Source organism: Gordonia sp. NPDC003950 (assembly GCF_053605205.1).
The window spans coordinates 42,210-64,428 of record NZ_JBSGIT010000023.1 but is presented as its reverse complement, the minus strand read 5'-3'; the positions used below and the strand labels follow the sequence as shown (position 1 = coordinate 64,428).

22 protein-coding genes are annotated in these 22,219 nt (G+C 68.7%); 8 read left to right on the top strand and 14 right to left on the bottom strand.

Annotation, left to right across the window (positions count from 1 at the left end):
* Position 1: 1 nt before the first annotated feature.
* Positions 2-1,705, top strand: coding sequence for a thiol reductant ABC exporter subunit CydD (gene cydD / locus ACWETB_RS18905; protein WP_449742058.1), 1,704 nt, complete (start codon positions 2-4; stop codon positions 1,703-1,705).
* A 55-nt stretch (positions 1,706-1,760) separates the two neighbouring features.
* Positions 1,761-3,461: a thiol reductant ABC exporter subunit CydC gene (gene cydC, locus ACWETB_RS18900; protein WP_452212926.1), complete on the top strand. Its 1,701-nt coding sequence runs from the start codon at positions 1,761-1,763 to the stop codon at positions 3,459-3,461.
* On the opposite strand, the gene ACWETB_RS18895 is transcribed toward cydC, so the two are convergent.
* The gene (locus ACWETB_RS18895) at positions 3,432-3,953 is read right to left on the bottom strand and encodes a MarR family winged helix-turn-helix transcriptional regulator (protein WP_452212880.1); all 522 of its coding nucleotides are present in this window, start codon (positions 3,951-3,953) and stop codon (positions 3,432-3,434) included. The two genes, cydC and ACWETB_RS18895, sit on opposite strands and share 30 nt — an antisense overlap.
* A 98-nt stretch (positions 3,954-4,051) precedes the next feature.
* Between ACWETB_RS18895 and ACWETB_RS18890 the strand changes: the two genes are divergently transcribed.
* Together ACWETB_RS18890 and ACWETB_RS18885 are read left to right on the top strand one after the other, a co-directional pair.
* On the top strand, positions 4,052-5,014 hold the full coding sequence (locus tag ACWETB_RS18890) for an extracellular catalytic domain type 1 short-chain-length polyhydroxyalkanoate depolymerase (protein WP_452212878.1): 963 nt from the start codon (positions 4,052-4,054) through the stop codon (positions 5,012-5,014).
* Positions 5,015-5,380: 366 nt separating this feature from the next.
* Entirely contained in the window at positions 5,381-6,127 is a 747-nt protein-coding gene (locus tag ACWETB_RS18885) for a hypothetical protein (protein ID WP_449742056.1), read from the top strand.
* A 49-nt stretch (positions 6,128-6,176) separates the two neighbouring features.
* Here the strand turns inward: ACWETB_RS18885 and ACWETB_RS18880 are convergent, their stop codons facing one another.
* The 10 genes from ACWETB_RS18880 to ACWETB_RS18835 all read right to left on the bottom strand — a co-directional run bounded on the left by ACWETB_RS18880 (position 6,177) and on the right by ACWETB_RS18835 (position 14,124).
* Complete coding sequence (locus ACWETB_RS18880; RefSeq protein ID WP_449742055.1) at positions 6,177-6,851, bottom strand: hypothetical protein; 675 nt, start codon at positions 6,849-6,851, stop codon at positions 6,177-6,179.
* Between the two features lie 85 nt (positions 6,852-6,936).
* Positions 6,937-7,113, bottom strand: a complete 177-nt coding sequence (locus ACWETB_RS18875) for a hypothetical protein (protein ID WP_452212875.1) — start codon at positions 7,111-7,113, stop codon at positions 6,937-6,939.
* A gap of 26 nt (positions 7,114-7,139) precedes the next feature.
* Entirely contained in the window at positions 7,140-8,135 is a 996-nt protein-coding gene (locus tag ACWETB_RS18870) for a DUF6297 family protein (protein ID WP_452212873.1), read from the bottom strand.
* Positions 8,132-8,743: an ABC transporter ATP-binding protein gene (locus tag ACWETB_RS18865; RefSeq protein ID WP_452212871.1), complete on the bottom strand. Its 612-nt coding sequence runs from the start codon at positions 8,741-8,743 to the stop codon at positions 8,132-8,134. The genes ACWETB_RS18870 and ACWETB_RS18865 overlap by 4 nt, the downstream gene beginning before the upstream one ends.
* Before the next feature lie 39 nt (positions 8,744-8,782).
* On the bottom strand, positions 8,783-9,115 hold the full coding sequence (locus ACWETB_RS18860; protein ID WP_449742052.1) for a hypothetical protein: 333 nt from the start codon (positions 9,113-9,115) through the stop codon (positions 8,783-8,785).
* Between the two features lie 10 nt (positions 9,116-9,125).
* Entirely contained in the window at positions 9,126-9,800 is a 675-nt protein-coding gene (locus ACWETB_RS18855; protein WP_449742051.1) for an FABP family protein, read from the bottom strand.
* 336 nt (positions 9,801-10,136) lie between these two features.
* Complete coding sequence (locus ACWETB_RS18850) at positions 10,137-11,306, bottom strand: hypothetical protein (RefSeq protein WP_449742050.1); 1,170 nt, start codon at positions 11,304-11,306, stop codon at positions 10,137-10,139.
* A 357-nt stretch (positions 11,307-11,663) separates the two neighbouring features.
* The gene (locus tag ACWETB_RS18845) at positions 11,664-11,969 is read right to left on the bottom strand and encodes a DUF1416 domain-containing protein (RefSeq protein ID WP_348804768.1); all 306 of its coding nucleotides are present in this window, start codon (positions 11,967-11,969) and stop codon (positions 11,664-11,666) included.
* A 2-nt stretch (positions 11,970-11,971) separates the two neighbouring features.
* Entirely contained in the window at positions 11,972-12,811 is an 840-nt protein-coding gene (locus ACWETB_RS18840) for a sulfurtransferase (protein WP_452212868.1), read from the bottom strand.
* 347 nt (positions 12,812-13,158) lie between these two features.
* Positions 13,159-14,124, bottom strand: a complete 966-nt coding sequence (locus ACWETB_RS18835; RefSeq protein WP_452212866.1) for an LmeA family phospholipid-binding protein — start codon at positions 14,122-14,124, stop codon at positions 13,159-13,161.
* Positions 14,125-14,307: 183 nt separating this feature from the next.
* On the opposite strand from ACWETB_RS18835, the gene ACWETB_RS18830 reads away from it, so the two are divergent.
* The 3 genes from ACWETB_RS18830 (at position 14,308) to ACWETB_RS18820 (ending at position 17,038) form a co-directional block, all read left to right on the top strand.
* Positions 14,308-15,102: a winged helix-turn-helix transcriptional regulator gene (locus ACWETB_RS18830; protein WP_449742047.1), complete on the top strand. Its 795-nt coding sequence runs from the start codon at positions 14,308-14,310 to the stop codon at positions 15,100-15,102.
* A 33-nt stretch (positions 15,103-15,135) separates the two neighbouring features.
* Complete coding sequence (gene mshD / locus ACWETB_RS18825) at positions 15,136-16,023, top strand: mycothiol synthase (RefSeq protein WP_452212924.1); 888 nt, start codon at positions 15,136-15,138, stop codon at positions 16,021-16,023.
* Between the two features lie 94 nt (positions 16,024-16,117).
* Entirely contained in the window at positions 16,118-17,038 is a 921-nt protein-coding gene (locus tag ACWETB_RS18820; protein ID WP_452212864.1) for an endonuclease/exonuclease/phosphatase family protein, read from the top strand.
* A gap of 592 nt (positions 17,039-17,630) precedes the next feature.
* On the opposite strand, the gene ACWETB_RS18815 is transcribed toward ACWETB_RS18820, so the two are convergent.
* Entirely contained in the window at positions 17,631-18,761 is a 1,131-nt protein-coding gene (locus tag ACWETB_RS18815; protein WP_452212862.1) for an LLM class flavin-dependent oxidoreductase, read from the bottom strand.
* A gap of 29 nt (positions 18,762-18,790) precedes the next feature.
* Between ACWETB_RS18815 and ACWETB_RS18810 the strand changes: the two genes are divergently transcribed.
* A complete protein-coding gene (locus ACWETB_RS18810) occupies positions 18,791-19,579 on the top strand; it encodes an arylamine N-acetyltransferase family protein (protein ID WP_348808763.1) in 789 nt (262 codons plus the stop codon).
* Here ACWETB_RS18810 and ACWETB_RS18805 read toward each other — a convergent pair.
* Entirely contained in the window at positions 19,557-20,756 is a 1,200-nt protein-coding gene (locus ACWETB_RS18805; protein ID WP_452212859.1) for a 4-hydroxybenzoate 3-monooxygenase, read from the bottom strand. The two genes, ACWETB_RS18810 and ACWETB_RS18805, sit on opposite strands and share 23 nt — an antisense overlap.
* 73 nt (positions 20,757-20,829) lie before the next feature.
* Complete coding sequence (locus ACWETB_RS18800) at positions 20,830-22,101, bottom strand: hypothetical protein (RefSeq protein WP_452212857.1); 1,272 nt, start codon at positions 22,099-22,101, stop codon at positions 20,830-20,832.
* Positions 22,102-22,219 lie beyond the last annotated feature (118 nt).

Below are 22,219 nucleotides of genomic sequence, written 5' to 3'. Positions count from 1 at the left end.
TGTGTCGGTAGCCGAGCCGGTCGCGGCACGGCGCCGGGCCCGGCCACCGCTGGACCCGCGCCTGCTGCGGTATTCGCCCGCCACCCGCGTCTATGTGGTGGTCACCGCGGCTCTGGCCGCGATCACGGTGGTCAGTGTCATCGTCACCGCGGCGATGACGGCGTCGATCCTCGCCGAACTCGTCACCGACCCGTCGGCGCGGTCGCTCGGGGCGCAGGCGGTGCACCTGTGGGTGCTCGTCGCGGCGCTGGTGGTGCGGGTGATCACCTCGTTCGCCCACGACCGGTATGCGCACCGGGCGTCGGCGACCGCGATCGCCGAGTTGCGCGCCCGCGCGCTCGGGGTGCTCACCGATCCGGACCGGGTGTCGCCGCGAGAGCTGTTGCAGCGCAGGGAACATGCCACCACCGTGCTGCTCCGCGGGCTCGACGCGTTGCGGCCGTATCTGTCGGCCTATCTGCCCGCGCTGATCGTCACGGTGCTGGTGACCCCGACCGTCGTCGCGGTCATCGGCGTGGTCGACTGGCCGTCGGCGGTGATCATCCTGGTGACGCTGCCGCTGATCCCGCTGTTCATGATCCTGATCGGGGTGATGACGCGGGACCGTACCGAACGCAAACTCGCCACGATGAGCCGGTTGTCGGCGCAGCTGCTCGACCTGATCACCGGGTTGCCGACGCTGCGGGCCCTCGGCCGTGCCCGCACCCCGGCCCGGCAGGTCGCCGACCTCGGCCAGTCGCATCGGCGCAGCACCATGTCGTCGCTGCGGATCGCCTTCCTCTCCGGTGGGGTGCTCGAACTGCTCGCCACCCTGTGTGTGGCGTTGGTCGCGGTCGGGATCGGATTGCGTCTGGTGTACGGCGACATGAGCCTGTATGCCGGTGTGCTGGCGCTGATCTTGGCGCCGGAGGCGTATCTCCCGCTGCGGCAGGTCGGCGCACAGTTCCACAACTCGGCTGACGGGGTCGCCGCCGCCGGAGAGGTCGCCGACCTCATCGAATCAGGAACGGCGACAACCACTTCGACGCGCACCCGCACCGTCACGGTGGCCGGCGCACCGATCCGGCTGCTCGACGTGGGTGTGCACGGGCGGAACGGCTGGGCGCCCTACGAGCTGACGGCGACCGCCGAACCCGGTGCGCTGACGGTGTTCTCAGGGCCCAACGGTTCCGGGAAGACCACGACGATCGCGGTGATCCTCGGTTTGCTGTCGCCGGATGAGGGCTCGGTGCTGATCGGTTCGGTGCCGGTGGCCGAACTCGAACCCACCGCATTCCACGAACAGGTAGCGTGGCTGCCGCAGCAACCGGTGGTGGTTCCCGGCACCGTCGCCGACAACCTGGCGATGTTTGGTGCGCTTGATCCGGTGGCGCTCCGACGTGCCTCCGCCACAACGGGTTTCGATGCGGTGGTGGCGTCGCTGCCGGACGGCGACCGGACGGTCCTGGGTGCCGGGGGAACGGGGCTGTCGGCCGGGCAGCGTCAACGGCTCGCCCTCACCCGCGTCCTGGCCTCACCCTCACCGCTGCTGATCCTCGACGAGCCGACCGCCCATCTGGATGCCGACGCCGAACGTGGGGTCTTGGCGGCGTTGGCCGCCCGGGCGGCGGCTGGCGACACCGTCATCGTCGTGGCCCACCGCCCGGTGGTCCGGGAGTTCGCCGGGGCCGTCATCGACTTCCCGGAGGCCATCGGTGTCGGTTGAGTCAGCCCTGCAGCCCGTCACCACACCGTCGCCGGCCGGATGGCGCGGTGACCCGCTGATCCGGGCGCTGGGATTCCTCGGTCTGCGGTGGCGTCCGGTGCTGTGGTCGGTCCTGCTCGGGGTCGCCGGCGCACTCTCGGCGCTCGGGTTGGCCGCGTTGTCGGCGTGGCTGATCACCCGGGCCTGGCAGATGCCGCCGGTGCTCTACCTGTCGCTGGCCATCACCGCGGTTCGCGCCCTCGGCATCTCGCGCGGCCTGTTCCGCTATCTCGAGCGGCTGGCCACCCACGACCTGGCCTTGGGCGCCATGGCCACGGCACGGGAACGCCTCTACGTGGCGTTGGCATCCGGCTCGCCGGCTTACTCGGTGACCCTGCGTCGTGGGGAACTGCTCACCCGGACCGGCGACGATGTCGACGAGATCGGCAACGCGCTGATTCGCGGACTGGTCCCGATCGGGGTGGGCCTGACCACGTCGGTCGCGGCGGTCGCGATCATGGCGATGGTGTCGGGCTGGGCGGCACTGATCCTGGCGATCGCGCTGATCGTCTCCGGGGTGATCGCCCCATGGCTGGCCGCCCGCGGATCGACACGGGCGATCTTCGACGGCGCCGACGCCACCGGCCGGTCCGCGCAGGCGGTGACGACCGCACTGTGGCACGCACCGGAACTGGTGGTCGCGCGGCGCCGGGATGCGGTGCTCGCGGCGGGTGCGGCCGCCGACGCCGACGCGATCGTCGCCACCGATCGTGGCGAACGGATCGAGGCCACGGCCGCGGCCGCAACCCCACTGTCGCTGGGGGCATCCCTACTCGCCGCATGCCTCATCGGCATCGGGCTGGCGTCCGGAGTGTCCGGATCGCTCGCCGACGTCTCGAGCGTCACCGGCCAACTGACCCCGATGGTGCTCGGCGTGCTGATCCTGCTGCCGCTGTCGGCATTCGAATCGACGGCACCCCTGACCGAGGCCGGCATCCAACTCGAACGCAGCCGACAGAGTGCCGCGCGGGTGATGGCTCTCGTCGACGGCGCCGGGGCGGGCACCTCGGGTGTCACCCACTCGGTGATCGATGACGTGCCCGTACACGACGGACCCGCGACGCTGCACCTGCAGGATCTGCGCTGGGGCTGGTCGCCGAAGGCCCTGCTCGGTCCCGCGGGCGGAATGAGCGTGATTCTGACACCGGGATCGCGGATGGCCGTCATCGGCCCGAGTGGCATCGGCAAGTCGACGTTGGCGCTGACCATGACCGGACTGCTGGCGCCGCAGGGCGGCCACGTCGACGCGCGCGAGGCCTCTGGGCAGGGGATCGCGGTGCGTTCGGCGACATGCTATTTCGCCGAGGAGGCGCATCTGTTCTCGACGTCGGTGGCCGAGAACCTGCGGGTCGCACGCGGCGATGTCACCGTCGAGGAGATGCACGCCGCACTCGCCGAGGTGGGTCTCGACGACTGGGTCGCCGAGCTGCCGGAGGGGCTGGACACCACGCTGACCGGTGGGGCCGAGTCGATCTCGGGAGGGCAACGACGTCGCCTGCTGTTGGCCCGGGCCCTGATCCACCGTGCGCCGATCGTCGTCCTCGACGAACCCACCGAACACCTCGATGCCACCGACGCGCAGCGTCTCCTCGAGCGCATTCTCGACCCCACCTCGGGCATGTTCGGTCCCGGGCGCACCGTCGTGGTGATCACCCATCAGTTGCCGGAGCGTGCCGCGGCGTCGTCCTCACTGGTCCTGGATCTCGGTGCCGTCTGACCCGCTGCCGTCTGACCCGCTGCCGTCTGACCCGCTGCCGTCGGATCCGCTGCCACCGCTGTGCGAGATCAGCGTCGTCAGGGCGTCGGCGAACTCGGCGAGGCGTTCGTCGCCCAGTAGCGAACGCCACTGCTGTTCGAGGGCCAGTGCACTCGACCGCATCACGCGCAGTGCCGCCCATCCGCGGTCGGTCAGCGTGACGAGTTTGGCGCGGCCGTCGGCGGGATCGGTGCTGCGGGTCAGGTAACCATGCCGATCCAGTGCCGCGACCGCCTGGGCCACCGCCTGACGGCTGATCCCGAGGCGCCCGGCGATGTCACTGGCGTGCACGGGACCGCCGACGAGTGCGGTCAAGGCCAGCGCCTGCCCCGGACGGAGGTTGTCGAGTCCGGCGTCGGCGAACGCCCGCGTCAGCCGCGGACCGGCGGATGCGGACAGGATCTGTACGAGCGCCGGAACCGTGGGCGTCACACCGGCGGCGGGTGGGGGCATGGCCTGAGTGTGCCAAACGTCGGGAGTGTCTCCGAGGACCGAACCGCATTTTGTCAATAAGCTTGTCAATTGTGTCGATGTCGGCCACACTCGTACGCATGAGCGCGCACACACGGGCGGCATCGGCAACCGCGGGGATCGTCGCGTCGCTGGTCGTGGTGGTGGTGATCGTCGCCGGGTGTGCGGTCCGTCCCGGAGACGCCTCCGGCGCGCCGTCGAACGAGATCCCCATCGGCGACTCTGCGCAGTCGCTGAGCGTGGGTGGCATGGCCCGCGACTACCGCATCCACCGGCCGGGCACCACCGAGCAGGCGAAGCCGTTGGTGATCATGTTGCACGGCGGCTACGGAAGCGCGGCACAGGCACAACGCAGCTACGGCTGGGATGTCCAGGCCGACCGCGATGGGTTCATCGTCGCCTACCCGGACGGCGTCGCCCGATCGTGGAATGCCGGAAGCTGCTGCGGGCCGGCACAATCCCGCAACGTCGACGACGTCGCCTTCATCGGTGCCGTGGTATCGGATATCACGCGACGCGGCCCGATCGATCCGCGCCGGATCTACGTCACCGGAATGTCCAACGGTGCGATGATGGCGCTCCGGTTGGCCTGTCAGACAACGCTCTTCGCGGCGGTGGCCCCGGTGGCCGGAACCCTGCTGACCGGATGTGGCTCGGCCGCACCGACATCGGTGCTCCAGATCCATGGCACCGCCGACGGTCGGGTCCCGTACGCCGGTGGGCCGGGTGAGGCGTTCAACCTCGGCGGGACCGCGAGGGTCGACGGTCCGCCGGTACCCGAGGTCAGCGCGACATGGCGCCGCATCGACGGATGTGCCGCGCCGACGCCGGTGGTCGTCGGACCGGTGACCCGCGAGACCGCCGTCTGTCCGTCGGGGCGGGCCGTCGAACTGATCGGCGTGGCCGGAGCCGGTCATCAATGGCCGGGTGCGCCGGGCGCTCCGGTACTCGAACGCACCCTGGGGACCGACCCGCCGTCCGACGCCCTCGACGCCACCGCCACCGTCTGGCGGTTCTTCGCGGCGCACCCGGCGCCGGTGTGAGTAAATGCGTTGCCGCGTCGGCAGACCCGGCGTAGGTTCGTCGGTACACAAGGAAGGAGGTGGTCCGACGTTGAGTGATTTACGGACATGTGAGGTGACCATCCGCTAGCGCGGAGTCCCATCTGATATCCGCTGATGTGATCGTCAGATCACGTACTCGCACTGGCGAATACCAGGTGGTCACCCGGCCCCCGCACCCGAGCAGGTCCTGCTCGAGGTACTCGACGACTCGGGTGGTGCGGGGGCCGTTTCATGTTCAGGGGAAGTGGATCCGACATTTCGGGTAGTCGGCTACTCATGTGCACGCCGACCGGGGCGCGGTGCACTGAATGCACACAGTTCTTCGCTCGACACAGGAGGCCGGTCATGACCACGATGCTGACGGAGCCGCCTCGACGCACCACCACGTCGCGGTTCCTCACCCCCGACGACGGTGAATGGACCGACGACGGCGCCGGCACCTGGCTCACCGGCCACGCCGGCGGACTGAGCTACTCGGTGGCCAAACCCGGGAACCGCGACTCACACCTCACCGTGCACAACCGCGGCTGCCGCAATCTCGCGGTGCTGTCGACCCCGGGATTCGCCGGCACCACCGGCACCCGATTCACTCTGCTGCCCAGCGGTTCCTCGGCCGCGTTGCCGGACGTCGAATTCCACATCCTGCAGGGTGAGCGTCGCGACGGACGCCCGGTGCTGGTCGGGCAGATCATCGACGACGACGATCCGTGCGTCCTGCTGCACTCGCCGCGTCCCGGTGATGTGGACTGGTCGGTGATCCACGGGGTCGACGAGTTCTGGACGCCCCGCACTTCGCCGTCGGCCGTGGACGGGACCGCGACGGGGGACTGGGATGTCGGCGAGCCGACCCACGTCGCCGATGCCGGCGTCGAGTGCACGCACACCGGCGGGCTCGCTGTGGTGCACAATCGTGGCGACCGGCGCATTGCGGTGCTGATGACCGGACTCGGCGGGGCCTACGACCTGGTGGTCGCCCATCCGGGGGAATCGATCCCACTGCCGCCGGGCCCGGGCATCCACTACGTGCAGGCGGCGCGGCGGCACGGACGACCCGTCGTCGTCGATGTGATCCACCTGGTGGCCGGGCGCTGATCTCGACGGGCGAGTCGCCAAACATCTTTGGGATGTGCACCGTCATCCCTCAGGTGCGGGCCCGGCCCCCGAAGGCGACCACGCCGATCGCCAGCATCACGATCACGACGCCGATCACCATGTTCAGGATCGCCGACGGTCCGGGGGAGAAGCTGTAGTTGGCGTCGATGACGGTTGCCGAACTGTCGTCGAAGGTCCCCACCACCACCGATGGGTTGACCACGGCGAGGGTGGCCACCGCGGTGGCGATCACCCCGAACAGGATGGTGACCGCCGCGAAGGGGCGTCGTCCGACGTTGCACATGATCAGAATCGACGACAGCGCCGTCGGGAACAGGATCAGCAGCGGCAACAGGACTCCCGGAAAGATGACCGCGTGGGAGCCGTCGGTGAGCGGGAGGCCCTCAACCTGCGATGTCCAGTGAGCCCACCCGTTGAACGTCGACCCCTCGGATTCACCGTTGCGGGTCACCGTGGCGAAGGTCAGGAAGCCGAACACCGCGATCATGAGGTAGACGACGATCGATGCTCCGGCCAACGAACGGGTCAGTGCCACATGCCGTAGCGGTGGCTTGGTGGCGGGCGGTCCGTACGGTGGTTGGCCCGGATAGAGACCGGGGGCGCCGTAGGCGGGGTAGGGATGGGGAGGATTCGCCGGGTACTGCCCGGCCTGCGGCCACGGCGGCGCGTACGGATTGGCGTGGTGACTCCCCGATTCAGTCATCGGTGAACCTTACCCGGCCGGTGCGCCCCGGCCGGCGGTGTGTGTCGTTCGGCCGAATGACCGACGCCCACGCTGCGGGAGGGAGTCACACCACCGACGCGGCGACGGCCGTGATGATCAGCGCAACCATCCCGCGCGCCTGGGCGGCGATCATCAGCGGCTGAGTCGCCGCGCCGGTGACCACCGACTCGGTGACCACCGGCGCGTCGTACGGCAGGGGTGGCCGGGTACCCCGCCGCAGGACGGCGACTGCGCAACCCACGAAGCAGATCACCGCCGAGGCCGGCGTCAGTGACCGGCGACGGCGGCCGCGGCGGCGGCGATGAGTATCACCGATCCGGGAACAGCCATGTGCGCCCGTGTGATTCGACGGTCATCGAGCCCCAGGGCGCGCCGGATCGCGACACTCTCAGAGGCGTTGCGCAGGCCTGTTGCCACCGCGTTGCCCGCGCAGGAGATGAGCACCGTGATGACGGCAGTCGCGGCGTGCGCGATGCTCACCACCTGGGGCGCAACGAGAAGCACCGCGATGCAGATGAGCGCGCGCAGCACGCCGTCTAGGTGTCGTCGCAGTCGTCGAAAGTCGATCTGCGCCAGGGCAACATAGGGGTTTCGGTGCAGGCGCCGGGTCGGCGCCGACGTCGCCCCCCGTTTCCACCGCACGATCCGGGCATCGGTGATCCAGCTGAAGTCCATCAGGCTCGCGGCCAGTCCGAGCGCACCGGCGTAGCCGTCGGCAGGTGCGATCGTGCTCCGGTGCAACCGATTCGGCGACCACTGCCAGGTCGGGGGAGGTGCGCAACCGTGGCGCCGGTCGGCGACGACCTGGGTGCCGTACGCGCAGATGGCCGCGACGAGCCCGAGTCCGGCCGCGACGCCGACCACGGTGACCAGGGAATCGGGTGCGAGCAGCCCGAGTAGCGCTCCCGCCGCGGTACATCCGGCGACGACGGTGATGACGATGCCGCCCAACCGGCCGGCCAGTTCGGGCCCGCGGGGCCCCGGCCCCGACAATTGCCAGCGCATCATCGCACCCTCGACCCGGACCGGTCCCCACACCACCGTCCAGCGGTAGGCACCCACCGCGATCGCCGCAACGATGACGCACCCGATGATGGTCGGGTGGGTCGCTGCGACGCCGGTCAGGGTCGCGACGTGGGACACTCGTGCCGGGGTCAGGAGCCAGCTCGCGAAACCGTCGAGAACGGCCACACAGAAGATGAGCTCGAACCAGGAGAAGTCATACCGGCGCATCCACCCCAGGCGTAGGTCGGGAATCCTCATCGGCCGAGGTCCACCACGTCGTCGGCGCACCGCTGCACCAGGGTTGGGCTGTGGGTGGCCACCAGAACGGCCTTCCCGTCGTTCTTCGCCTCGATGATCCGCTCGGCCACCCACTCCTGTCCGGCGAAGTCGAGTGCACGTTCCGGTTCGTCGAGGACGAGCAGCGACGCCGGTCGTAACAGCGCCGCGGCCAGCGCGAAGCGTTGCTGCTGACCCGAGGAGAGCGTGTGTGGAAAGCGATCGGCGAGGTCGGCGAGTCCGGCGTCGGCGAGAGCGTTCTCGACGTCGGCATCCTCGGTGCGATGTGCGCGGGCCAGCAGTTCGAGGTGTTCGGTGAGGGTGACGTCGAAGAACGCCGCCTGTTCGCCGGTGTCGGCGGACACGAGTTCCCGAAAGCGGGGCGACCGTTCGTCGGGGCGCATCCCGGCGATGTCGATGGTGCCGGCGTCGAGCCGGTCGTCGTCGATGACGCAACGCAGCAGCGTGGATTTGCCGCTCCCGTTGGGGCCGATGATCGCCGCGCAGCGGCCGGCGGGTACGTCGAGATCGAGGTCGGTGAACAGGGTTTGCGCGCCGTGTGAACGGCGCGCTCCGCGAATGGAGAGCATGGGGGAGATCCTTCAGATGGTGTCGGCGGTGGCGGGGGATCAGGCCGCGAACGTCGGTGCGCGTGGATCACCCACGCGCAGAACAAGAATCAGCTCTCGAGGGAAGGTGGTGCCCCGACGTCGTCGGGGTTGATTGGCGTCGAGCGGTGCCGGTATCCGTTGCAACCGCACCCGCAGGGCGGCGAGGACGGCGGCCATCAGCCGCCGGGTCTGCGGCGACAGGGCGCCACCGGCGAGGACGACCGCTGCCACGACCGATGCGAACAGGGTCGGTGAGGTCTCGCCGAATACGAGATCGACGAGCACCGGCAGCCACATCAATGCCAGATAGACGGGCAGGGATCGCGGTGCGCCGGTGTGGTCGCGGACCATCGTCGGGCGGCTATCCGACGTGACGTCGCAACTTGGCGGACAGGCGCGGCACGAAGTCGCCGTCGGCGTCGACGCGCTCCTCGACGTAGGCGAGGTCACCGTCGGGGACGAGACCGTAGAGTCGTCGTGCGCCGCCGGCATGCGGGCCGGTCGCCGACTTGATGACGACGTCGGTGGTCAGATTCCACGACGTCTGATTGAGCGGTTGTCCGTAGAAGACCTCGACCCAGCCCTCGGCGTGGGCCAGGAGGAGTTCGATGGTGTCGTCGTCGCCGATCCGCCAGTAGCCGGTCTCCCGCAGGTCGGGGCGCACGAAGTTGGCGTCCTCGTCGATGACCCACGAGCGTGATTCCCAGTTGAGGAAGTTCTGCCCGTCGTGACTGACGACGATCTGTTGTGAGAAGTGGTACTCGTCGCCGGTGTGCGGATTGCGGGCCTCGCCCTCCCCACGCCAGACGCCGACCAGCGGCAGCAGTCCGAGCAGACCCGGATGCAGATCGGGGCCTGCGCGGAGGTTGGAGGTGTCGATCGGCAGGGGCAGATCGTCCCAGGTGGGGACGTTGCGTTCGCGGCTGCCGGATTCGACGGCCCGCGCCTCGGCCTGACTGATCGCCTCGTCACCCGACCGGCGAGGCGCGTCGGCGCCGGTGCCGTCGGGCTGGGATCCCTCGGGAGGGAGAGTCACGACTCGTCGTTGACCAGGCGGTAGATGACGTACAGCGCGAACCAGACGATCAGCAGCGAGGCCAGACCCAGGAGGATTTCGAAGAAGAGGACCACGCGTCGGAGTCTACCTCCCGGTGTGTTGCGCACCGTCCTCGGACCGACCGAGTGCAACGTGGATCACTCGCGGGTTTGCGCGCGGTCGGTGGCGTCGGGTGTGTGCGAAAAGTGGGGGAGGAATCTTCTTCCCCCGGGTGCGCGATCTTCCCCCAGAAAGTTATGCCGGAAACAGCAGAAAGTGGGGGAAGAAATTTCTTCCCCCACTTTCAGTCGGTCCGATGCCGTCGCCGTCAATCCGTCAGCTGCCGAATAGCCCACCGATGCCGGGAACGCCCGTTGTCAACGTGCAGCCGGGGCCGTACGCCATCCGGTAGACCGCGCACTTGGCGTTGCGGTCGTCGAGGCGGATGACGGTGCCGTGCCGGGTGCGGCCCGGGCCGCCGGCGGTGGTGATGGGCGTCGGATTCGACCACGGGCCGCTCGGCGACGGCGCCGTCGAGTAGTAGATCGCGCGGCCACCGTAGATCTTGTCGGTGTAGAGGTAGTAGGTGCCGCCGAGGCGAGTCATGCTCGGCCCCTCCTGCACATTCGCCGCGCACGCCACGTCGCGATGCCACGGCCCGGTGAACGAGCCCGAGCGCCACACCTCGTTGCAGGTGCCGTCGCGTTTGATCGTCAGGTACTTGGTGCCACCGCGCTCGAAGAACGAGCCGTCGATCCGGTCCTTGGCGCCAGGGTTGAGGGCGATGCGGGTCGCGGGACCGGCATTGAAGACGATGTTCTTCCCGAGCGGGACACCGCGGCCACGGCCGGCGGCGTTGACGTCGAGCTGGTTGACGCGCACCACATACGGCGTCATACGGTCGGCGCCGACCTGGCCACGGAAGTGTCCGAAGTATCCGGCGGTGAACACGATGTAGATGCTGCCGTCGGCGGCGCGGTACCAATCCGGTGCGACGATGTCGCGACCGCCCGGCGCCGGATTCAGCGGGATGCCGGCATAGAGACCGTTGTTGAACTGTCGCCCTTCGGGTCTCGACCAGTTCTTACCGTCCCGCGACACCCCGATCATCGGCCAGAATCGGCCGTCCTTACGCGGCCAGTTCGACAGCATCCAGAAGTAGCCGTTGTGATAGATGATCGACGGGTCGCTCATCGGGTTCTGGCCGCGACGGTACGGCGTCGACAGGTACGTGAACTTCTTGCCATCGGTGGAGTAGTACATGGTGTCGGTCAGGTCGGCGTCGCTGGAGAAGAAGGTGCCGACGAGGACGTCGCGGCTCGCGAACTGCGCGAAGGTCGGTGGTGCGGCGTGCGCGGGCGGCGCGATCTGTGTTGCGGCCGCGGCGAATACCAGGGCCAGGACGGCGACGACTCGACGCAGGGCGCGGCCCCCGGTTCTGCCGATGGTCCGGGTTGATGTCGAATCGCGATGTGTGCGAACAGAATTCGGCCAGAGTTGTACCATCGAACCGATTACCTTCCAGTGCCGGCGAACGGCCGGATTCTTCACGTATGGAAGGTGAAGGTAACACGGGCGCAGGGGAATTGGCGGCCGCGGACGTGGGGGCGGACGCAAGAATCGGCCGAACGGACCAACGGGTGCCGCACGAATGGGGGACAACAGAAGTGGGGGAGGAATCTTCTTCCCCCCGGGTACGCGATCTTCCCCCAGAAAGTTCTGCCGGAAACAGCAGAAAGTGGGGGAAGAAAACTCTTCCCCCACTTTCAGCCGGGTGGCGGGGCGGGCGACGACGCCCCCGGAAACGACGAAGGCCCGGCCACCACCAGGGTGACCGGGCCTCGCTTGTCTTGCGGGACAGCCTTACTTGGCGACGGTGATGTCGTGGCTGTGCACGCCCGGACCCTCCGGGCTCACGGTGACGTCACCATTGCCGACCGAGCTGAGCGCACGCAGCGTCCAGGTGCCGGGGGCGGCGAAGAAACGGAAATCGCCGGTGGGGCTGGCGACGACCTCGGCGGTGAACTCGCCGGTCGAATCCAGCAACCGCACGAAGGCACCGGCCACCGGGCTACCGGAGCCGTCGGTGACCTGTCCGGTCAGGACGGTCTCCTTCTCGACGTCGACGCCCGCGGGCAGCTTCTGTCCCTGCTTGGGTGCAGCACACATACTTACTTTCCTTCTCCCAGTTCAACCGGAACGCCGACCAGCGAACCGTATTCGGTCCAGCTGCCGTCGTAGTTCTTCACATTCTTGTGGCCCAGCAGCTCCTGCAGCACGAACCAGGTGTGGCTGGAACGCTCGCCGATGCGGCAGTAGGCGATGGTCTCCTTCTCGCCGTCGAGGCCGGCCTCGGCGTACAGCGCGGCGAGGTCCTCGTCGGACTTGAAGGTGCCGTCCTCGTTGGCGGCCTTGCTCCACGGCACGTTGATGGCGCCGGGGATGTGGCCGGGACGCTGGCTCTGCTCCTGCGGGAGGTGGGCCGGCGCCAGGATCTTGCCGGAGAACTCGTCAGGGCTGCGGACATCGACCAGATTCTTCACATCGATGGCCTCGACGACCTCGTCACGGAAGGCGCGGATGGTGTTGTCCGGGTCGGCGGCCTTGTACTCGGTGACCGGACGGCTCACGGCGTCGGTCGACAGCGGCCGGCCGTCGAGTTCCCACTTCTTGCGGCCACCGTCGAGCAGCTTCACGTCCTGGTGGCCGTAGAGCTTGAAGTACCAGTACGCGTAGGCGGCGAACCAGTTGTTGTTGCCGCCGTAGAGCACGACGGTGTCGTCGCCCGCGATGCCGCGCTCGGAGAGCAGTTTGGAGAACTGCTCGCGGTCGACGAAGTCACGACGGACCGGATCTTGCAGATCGGTCTTCCAGTCGATCTTGACGGCGCCCTCGATGTGGCCGCCGTCGTAGGCGCTGGTGTCCTCGTCGACCTCGACGAAGACGACCTTGTCGGTGTGCAGGTTCTGCTCAGCCCAATCGGCGCTGACCAGGACGTCGGAACGTGCCATGGATTTTCCTCCCGGATACATGGGTGTGGGATATGGGAAATGAAGATGAAGGCGTCGGCGTCGGATTGCCGAAGACTTCGGCGGACGATGACGGTCACAACGCTCGATGCGCGTTGGTCGCCCAGAGCTCAGAAATGTGCGCCTTGCCGACCGTCATCGATAGGTGAGCGTGTCGGCGCGATGCGCCACGATCACCGTGTACAGCGACAGCAACAGTCGGCGACACGACAGAAGTCGATCGCCCGGCGGCGGGTGAGCAAGAACTCACGGCGCTGTTGCATGCCCACGAGGGTACAGCAGCGTCAGGGCGGCACCGCAATCGCGTCGGTGGTCTGCGATCGCGCTGATCAGAACCGGTCGGGCCGCAGGTCGCGGGGGCCGGACTCGGCGGTGAGCATGATGTCGCTGCCGGCGCTGTGCGCGCCGGTGGCGGGCAGATCCCACGGCATCGGCAGAGGCGGCAGGGTCCGGGTGAATCTGTCGAGCACGGCGTGACGCATCTGTTGTGCCCCATCGCCGGACAGTTCCGCAGACACCACGTGTTCCTCGGGGCCGGTGTAGAAACCGGTGGCCTGCAGATGGAGTCTGCCGTCGACGACCGACAGGTCGACGGTGACGCTGACCCTGGTGCGCGCACCGGGGTACTCCGACGCCGACGGGGCCCGTGTCGGGTCGGGCACACCGCCGGGTTCGGGTGCCGACGACGGCGGCAGCGCGACGGTGCCGGTGAGCACGACGCCCGTGCTGCGTTCCAGATTCCCGAACTGCGGACCGCCCCCACCGACGCGGTCGGGTGTCGCGGGGGTGTTAACGCTCAGGTCGAGGATGCCCAGCATCCGGCCCAGGTTCACCGAGTTCAGCAGCGAATACGCGGTCACCGACGACGTCCGCATCACCTCGGTCGGGGCGATGTCGAAGCCGTCGTCGACGGTGACCGGGCCGAGGGTGGCGCCGAGTTCGGCGAAACAGTCCGGTGCCTGCGGATACGTGCACCCGGACACGGGTACTCCGCGTGCGGTGATGACGACGCCGGTGAACTCGCCGTCGGTGGCGTGGCGTAGGAACGGGAACCCGCCGAGGGTGACCTCGGGGCGGTACTCGATGCCCGGTGCGGTGGCCAGTGACGCCGACAAACGCTGCTCGGCGCGGCTCGCCGCCACGGTGTCGGTGACGAAAGCGCCCGCGACGATCACCGCCAGCACGATGACGGCGACGATCACTGTGCGTCGGAGCCGATGAGCCGACATCTCGGCGGACGAATCGTCCGAGTTCACGGCGTCCGCGTCGGCCTTGTTAACAGCAGAGCGCGACATTGCGGTTATTCTGTCACCTGTCGCGCACATGTTGGTAAGGCGGAGTAAACATGCCGAGCCGCCGGCGCGACCGATCGTTCGCCTCAGTGTCGAGGTGGCCGAACGGGGGAGAATGCCCCCGGGGTCACTCGCCGCGGGGACGAGAGGTGCTTCGGGCGCGACTGAGGAAGATCGGAGTATTGCGTGGATCTCCTACTGTTGACCGCCGATCCCAATCCGGAGTCGGTTCTGCCGTCGTTGGCGCTGCTCGCGCACACGGTACGGGTTGCTCCGACAGAGGTGTCGTCGTTGATGGAGGCGAGCAACGCCGACGTTGCCATCGTGGATGCCAGGACGGATCTGGCCGCCGCCCGCGGCCTGTGCCGGCTGCTGGGCAGCACCGGCTCGGCGGTCCCGGTGGCCGCCGTGCTGACCGAAGGTGGCCTGGTGGCGGTGAACGCCGACTGGGGGCTCGACGAGTTCCTGCTGCCGGCAACCGGACCGGCCGAACTCGACGCCCGGCTGCGGTTGCTGGTGATGCGCACCCGCGGAGTGACCGCCGAAGAGGCGTCGGGCAAGGTGACGCTGGGTGAGCTGGTCATCGACGAGGGCACCTACACTGCGCGGCTGCGTGGTCGGCCACTCGATCTGACCTACAAGGAATTCGAACTCCTGAAGTACCTCGCGCAGAACGCGGGCCGGGTCTTCACCCGGGCGCAACTGCTGCAGGAGGTGTGGGGCTATGACTTCTTCGGCGGCACCCGCACCGTCGACGTCCACGTGCGGCGGCTTCGGGCCAAACTCGGCAGCGACCACGAATCACTCATCGGCACCGTCCGCAACGTCGGCTACAAGGCGGTGCGGCCCAGCCGCGGACGCGCCGGCGGCCCGGACACCACGGTCGACGACCTCGACGAGGACCTCGGTCCGGACCTGCCCGAGGACGTACCCGTCGACCACGAACCCGCAGACGAGGAAATCAGTGCCAGTGGAGGCTGACCACCAGTGACATCACCGTTCGGCGATACGACGATTCCGGATGAGCCGACCGTCAGCGATGCGGTGTCCCCGCAGGTCGCGGCGTACGCGCGTCGTCTGGTGGCCGACGCAACGGAGGCCGACGGGGTGGCGCCGCTGTCCGAACAGGCGGTGCACGCGATCGACGGCACCCCCGGCGTGCGCCACGTCGTGTCGGTGGGCGGGTACGCGAACATCACCCCCGGACGCGACGACGAGCCCGCGATGATCGAGGCGGTGATCGATCCGGAGCTCCGGCGTCAGGGACACGGTAGGGCGCTTCTCGAGGTGGCGTTCGCCGCGGCACGCGCACTCGATGCCGACGGAGCACCCCGGGCGTGGGCCCACGGCGATCTGCCCGGCGCGCAGGCGCTCGCCGCGGCCATGGGTCTGACCCGACGCCGCGAACTGCTGCAACTGTTGCGTACCGGCGGTCGGAGGGGACTTGATCCGCTCGTCGTGCCCGCTGATACCGAGCTGCGCACCTACGCCGGGCCGGCCGACGACCCGGAGATCCTGCGGGTCAACAACGCCGCCTTCGCCTGGCATCCGGAGCAGGGCGGCTGGGCGCCCGAACAGATCACCGAGCGGGTGCAGGCCGACTGGTTCGACCCGGCGGGCCTGTTCCTGGCGTTCGACACCGCCGCTCCCGACACCCTTCTGGGATTTCACTGGACCAAGACGCAGAGCCCGACACTCGGCGAGGTGTACATCGTCGGTGTCGATCCGGCCGCGCAGGGTCGTGGGCTGGGCCGGTTGCTGACGCTGGCCGGACTGCACTACTTCGCCGACCGGGGCATCGACGACGTGATGCTCTACGTCGAGGGCGACAACACCGCGGCCTTACGTACCTATGAGCGGCTGGGATTCGGGCGGCACGCCATCGACGTCGCCTATGGCTGAACCGGTCGTGGGCGTCGGTGGCGCGCCGCCGGGTCGGGGGACACCGGGACCGCGGGGTCGGAGGTTGGTGCGAGCTGCGGCCACCGTCGTGGGGATGTCGGCGGTATTCGCCTGCGCGGCAGGAGTGTTCGCGCACTACTCCGGGTTCGTCAGTTCGACGGCGAGCCGCGTCGCCGCCTTCACTCCGGTGTTGGTGGTCGTCGGCGTCGTCGGACTCGTCGTGCTGCTGCTTGCGCGGCGGTGGATCGTCGCGGGCATTGCGGCGCTCGTGGTGGCGGCCGGCGTGCTGACGCAGGCGCCGCTCTATGTAGGAGCGTCGTCGGCGGCGGATTCCGATCTCGTTGTCATGCAGGCGAATATCTACCTCGGTCAGGCCGACATCGTGTCGCTGGCCTCGACGGTACGGGCCGAGGACGTCGACCTCCTGACCATCGTCGAACTCACCGAGGGTGCGTTGAATCGCATCGAAGTGTCGGATCTCGCTGTGGCGCTGCCGTATTCGTTCACCCATGCGTTGCCCGACGGCCGGGGTGTCGGGATCTTCTCGAAGTATCCACTCGTCGACGGGCGCGTACTCGACGGTTTCCGCCTCGGGAATGTGCGCGCGGAAACCGACCTTCCCGGCCACGGCCGCACTGCGGTGTACGCGCTGCATCCGCTGCCGCCCTGGCCGGAGGCCGCGTGGCGATGGGATCTCGAGATGAGTCGACTATCCGACATCCTTGCGGCCGAGGCACTTCCGACGATCGTCGGTGCTGACATGAACTCCACCTGGGATCATCGGCCGTTCCGTAGGATGCTCGCCGGATACGGACCCGACACGTCGCCGGATCTGCTCGACGCCGCCGAGGTGGTGGGTGCCGGTTTTGTGCCGACCTACCCGGCGGACAAGGCGATTCCGCCGCTACTGACCATCGATCACGTGCTGACGCGCGGCGGTCTGCAACCCACGTCCATGCACACGGTGACCTTGGTGGGCTCCGATCACCGCGGTGTGGTGGCGACGGTGCGGTAGGGCTCGATCGGCGGGTTGCGCAGGTTCGCAGCGTTTTTCGTTGATCGAGGTGGGCTTTTCGTTGGTCGAGCCGACGCCCTGGGTGGTGCGCTTTTTTTGGTCGAGCCGACCGGAGCGTTAGCCGCCGCGTTGAGCTCCGTCGAAACGGAGGTCGTGTCGAGACCTGGTGGGGTGGTGCTGGGAGGTGTTGGGCTGGTTGGGTTGTCGGGTTGCGGTGGTCTCGAGGCTCGTCGCCCTTGGGGCTCCTCGCTCCTCGACCGGCGGGTGGGGATCGTCAGGCGGGAGGTGTTGGGCTGGTTGGGTTGTCGGGTTGCGGTGGTCTCGAGGCTCGTCGCCCTGGGGGCTCCTCGCTCCTCGACCGGCGGGTGGGGATCGTCAGGCGGGAGGTGTTGGGCTGGTTGGGTTGTCGGGTTGCGGTGGTCTCGAGGCTCGTCGCCCTGGGGGCTCCTCGCTCCTCGACCGGCGGATGGGTGGCTCGGTCGGCGAATGGGTGGCTCGACCGGCGGATGGGTGGCTCGACCGGCGGGTGGGTGGCTCGACCGGCGGGCGGGTGGCTCGGCGGGTGGGTGCTTGGTCGGCGGGTGGGGGACGCTCAGGCCACCGCGGTGGTCGCCGGATTCTGCAGTAGCGGGAGCAGGAGGTCGGCGGCGATCTCGGCCTCGGCGGCCAGCGGCCAGCCGGACAGAATCCAGATGTCGATCCCTGCCTGTGCGGCAAGTGAATTCATGGTGGCCGCTACGTTCTCGGCGCTGCCGACGAAGTAGGTTCCGGTGCCCTTGCCCGCGATGTCGAATGGTGGTTCGGCGGCGGTCCAGGTGGTCAGACCGGCAGCCATATTCGGTGCGTACTCCAACAGCTCTCGGCCGGGGATGCGGCCGGCGCGCAGCGCATCGATCCGGCCCTGCACCTTTCGGTCGTCGCTGGAGATCTCGTCGAGGCCGGGGAAGCCGAAACTGCGCAGGTTGCGGTCGGCGGTGGCCAGGACGGTCTCGGGTCGGGTCCTACTCAACTGGGATTCGAACCGTTCCCAGGCCGCGTCGTCGGTCTCCCGGACGATGACGCTGGCGAGCACGCCGAACCGCAAGGTACGGCCGCGTTCGGATGCGGCGGCCCGGACACGGTCGAACAGTGCCGTCAAGTCCGACGGGGGAGCCATGAACGACAGGTAGACGTCGAGCACCTCCGCGGCGTGCCAGATGCCCTCCGGGGAGGCGCCCGTACCCCACACCTCGATGCCGCCGGGCTGCCGCGGACCGGGGATGGCCGGTTTGTACCGCGGGCCGTAGGAGAAGAACTCGCCGTCGTAGGCCTCGGTCTCGTCGGCGTAGAGCCGTTTGACCTGCCGCCAGTACTCCGCCGACAGCCGATACCGCTCCGCCTTGGACTCGCGGCGCCCGTACCGCGCGAGCACCGGGTCGGCGCCGTTGACCTGGTTGAAGATCAGTCGCCCGCCCGAGTACTGGTCGAAGACCTGGGCCTCCTCGGCGAGTTGCGCCGGCGGCTTGACGCCCGGGTACACCGGGATGAGGAATCGCAGGTTGTCGGTGCCGGGCACCAGCGCGATCGGTTCGCGGGCGGTGGTGAGTGCGCCGGAAAAGCCCAGGCGGTCCAGGGTCTGGGCCTGGTGCCGAATCACCTCGAGGGTCGGCTCGACGCGCAGCGACGGTTCCCACGGCACGTCGCCGTCGGTCGGATTGATGTACCAGAAGACCTCAGGACCCATGGTTAGTGAGGGTAGCCTACCCTGTTGGAGTGGATCATTTGCGCCCCGAAACAACGCGCGCGGTCTTCTCGTTGCCCGCGTATCTCGACCGGATCGGAATCGACGCACCCGCCTCGCGCGGTGCCGAACTGGTCGCGCAGGTGGCCGCCGCACAACACGCACGAATCCCCTTCGAGAATCTCGACATCCACCGCGGTATTCCCGTCGAGTCCGAGGAATCGGCGATCGTGGCACGACTCGTCGACGGCCGGCGCGGCGGGATCTGCTACGAGCTGAACGGGCTGCTGGCCATGGCCTTGCGGGCGCTGGGCCTCGAGGCGCAGGTGATCGGCGCACGCGTGGACGCCGGTGGGCAACCGGGTCCGCCCCTGGGCCATATGGCCGTCATCGTCGCCGTCGACGGCCTCACCCTGCTGGTCGATGTGGGCTTCGGCGGCGAGCGTGTCTGCCGCCCCGTCGATCTCACATCCGCGCACGACCGCCGCGTCGACGTCGGCTCCGCTGCCTATGTACTCGAATCCCACCCTCGTCCCCTCGTCGATTTCGAGGCGATGGCGTGGTGGCACAGTACCTCTCCACGGTCGCGGTTCACCCGCTCGGTGATCTGCACACTGCCCGACGGCGACGGCCGTCGGACACTCACCGACGCCGACGTGCCCGGGCGCTTTCGGCTGATCGTCACCGACGGTGAGCTCCGCAGTGAGTCGATCCTCGATCCGGTCGCGGCGCGGCAGGCGTGTCTCCGCGACTTCGGCGTCGATCTGGCCGAGATGCCGCTGGGCGTGGCGGACTTCGCTACTCGGCCCGCCACGGCGTAGGGAACGGCAGGCCCAGGTAGACCTCACCGAGGCCGTGCTGTTCGGCGTCGGACTCGGCCCACCGCTGCAGTCGTGCCCGACGCAACTCCCAGTCGAAGGGGTCGTCGGTGAAGCGGTGCAGAATCGAGGTCAGGGTCCAGGAGAAGTTCTGTGCCTGCCAGATTCGCGGCAGGGCGGTGTCGGTGTAGGCCTCCAGCCCGGACCGATCGCCGGTGCGGTAGAACAGTCCGAGGGCGTGGGAGAGAACGCACGCATCCGACACCGCGAGATTGAGTCCCTTCGCCCCGGTCGGCGGCACGATGTGGGCGGCGTCGCCGAGCAGGAACAGCGACCCGGTCTGCATGCGTTCGGTGACGACGCTACGCAGCGGCGCCAGGCTGCGATCGAAGATCTCGCCGGTCTCGAGTTCCGGATGATCGTCGGAAGCGCTGCGCCGCTTCAACTCCGACCAGATGCGGTCGTCGGGCCAGTCGGCGAGGTCGGTGTCGGCCGGTACCTGGAGGTACTGCCGCGTGATGTGTGTGCCGCGCATGCTGTGCACCGACAGTCCGTCGGGATGCGCACAGTACATGCCCTCCTCGGTCACCGGCGTGGTGCGGGCCAGGATGCCGAGCCAGGCGAACGGATACACCCGTTCGAGGGTGCGAACGGTTGCCGGAAGGTAGCTGCGGGTGACGCCGTGGAAGCCGTCGCAGCCGGCGACGACGTCGGCGACGAGGCGTTGCGGTTCGCCGTCGACGACATAGGTGATCTCGCTTGTCGCCGAATCGATTCCGTCGAGCTCGACGTCCTGCGCCTCGAAGACCAGTGGTAGTCCCGCAGCCTTGCGGGCGTCGATGAGGTCGGCCACGATCTCGGCCTGCCCGTAGACGTAGGCATGTCGGCCGTCGAAGCGGTGGAAGTCGAGACGATGGGTGGTGCGGTCGAAACGCAGATAGAATCCGTTGTGCACCAGCGCCTCCCGATGCAGCCGATCGGCCACACCGAGTTCGGTGAGGATGTCGACGGTGGTGTTCTCGATGACGCCGGCCCGGACGCGGGCGCGAACGTACTCCTCGGAACGAGCCTCGAGAACCACGGCGTCGATGCCCTGGAGGGCGAGCATCTGACCGAGTGCGAGCCCCGCGGGTCCGGCGCCGATGATGGCCACCTGGCAGCGTTGAGATGGTGCGGACATGGCGTGGAAACCTCCTGGCGTGGCACGCGGTCGGCGTGAGTTTTGGGCGAAAAGTGTTGAGATGACGCGGTGCTCAGGTCATCGACGCCAGCTCGAGCATGCGCAGGGGAAGAAGGTTCATCGCCGTGTCGACAGCGTCGCCGGGCACGACCGCGTCGAAATATGCTGTCGCGACCGACATCCCACCACCCACCATGGCGGTGGTCACGGTGATTCCATACGGCGTCGGTGGATCGGCGACCGCGAGCACCTGCGCGCGCTCGTCGTCGAGCCACCGCCACCGATCCTCGGATCCGGGGATGTGACCGACGCTCGAGTGCAGCAGGTGCACCGACGACGGGGATGTCGGGGCTGCGGGACGGTGGCTCGGAAACATCGCCGCGAGCCGCGTCTTCGCCTCGGTGGCAACGAGATTGGCCACCGGACGACCGATCCGGGCGGCCTCGGTGAGCTCGTGATGCAGCCGAGTCGGATCGGTGCCGGGGGCAACCTCGAAGGCGAGCCCCGCGGAGAAGTTCGCCAGGGTCGACCGGTCCTCCGGCAGGTAGGCGCGGGCGTCGAACGGTGCGGTGACGACGGGATCGAGTGCCACCCCGGCGGTGTCGAGGACGTCGACGAGGGCGGCGGTGGTCAGCGCATACAGGGTGACCCCCGGGCGGTGCTCGTCCCGTGCGGACCGCACCGCGGCGACGGTGTCCGACGGGATGCGCAGGGCGTGGGCGCGGGGGCGTCGCGACACGGAAACATCCGGCTGCACAACAGTTCTCGTCGATGACGAGAGCGGTCTGGGCGGTGTGCGATCGGGTCGGCGGGTCAGCCGGGCGAGCGCGACGAGACGTCTCGGATCGGCGGCGATCCGCGCCGAGGCCACGGCGAGGGGAGGGAGCCGGTGGCGATAGCGATGCCACAGTCGATCGTCGGTGGGATCGGCAACGCCCAGAGCGACATCGACGACGGTGTGCATGAGTCGGGCGTCGCCCAGTCCGTGATCGAAGTCGATGGCGATGTGGTCGCCGCCGATCGCCACCCGCAGCGGTTCGCCTCCGCGGGTGCGGACCTCGTCGAGCAGGCGCAGGGGATCGTCGCCGGGATCGGCGGCGGCGCGCACGACGTGACCGCCTGCGGTGGGGTCGAAAGGCCATCTGCTCGCCGCCGGGGAGGGGTGCAGGCCGATCCGCGACCACGCGCCGCGCGCGGCCAGTGCCGCGAGGCGATCGGCCGCGTCGGGCACCGCGGGCGTGGCCACCGGACCGAACACCAGGGCCGATCGGCGACGGCTGTGGTGCCGGTCGATCGGCGACGCGCGGATGGCCGCGCGGTCGGTGTCGGAACGTGGTCTGCCCATGAGAATCAGAAAGACTTTACCAAGGCTTACCTAAGTGAAGCTCGACGGCTGCCCGCTACCCGTCTCGCCGTGACGGCGACAACAGTCCCGATGGCCATCTACCCGGATCCGCGTGTCG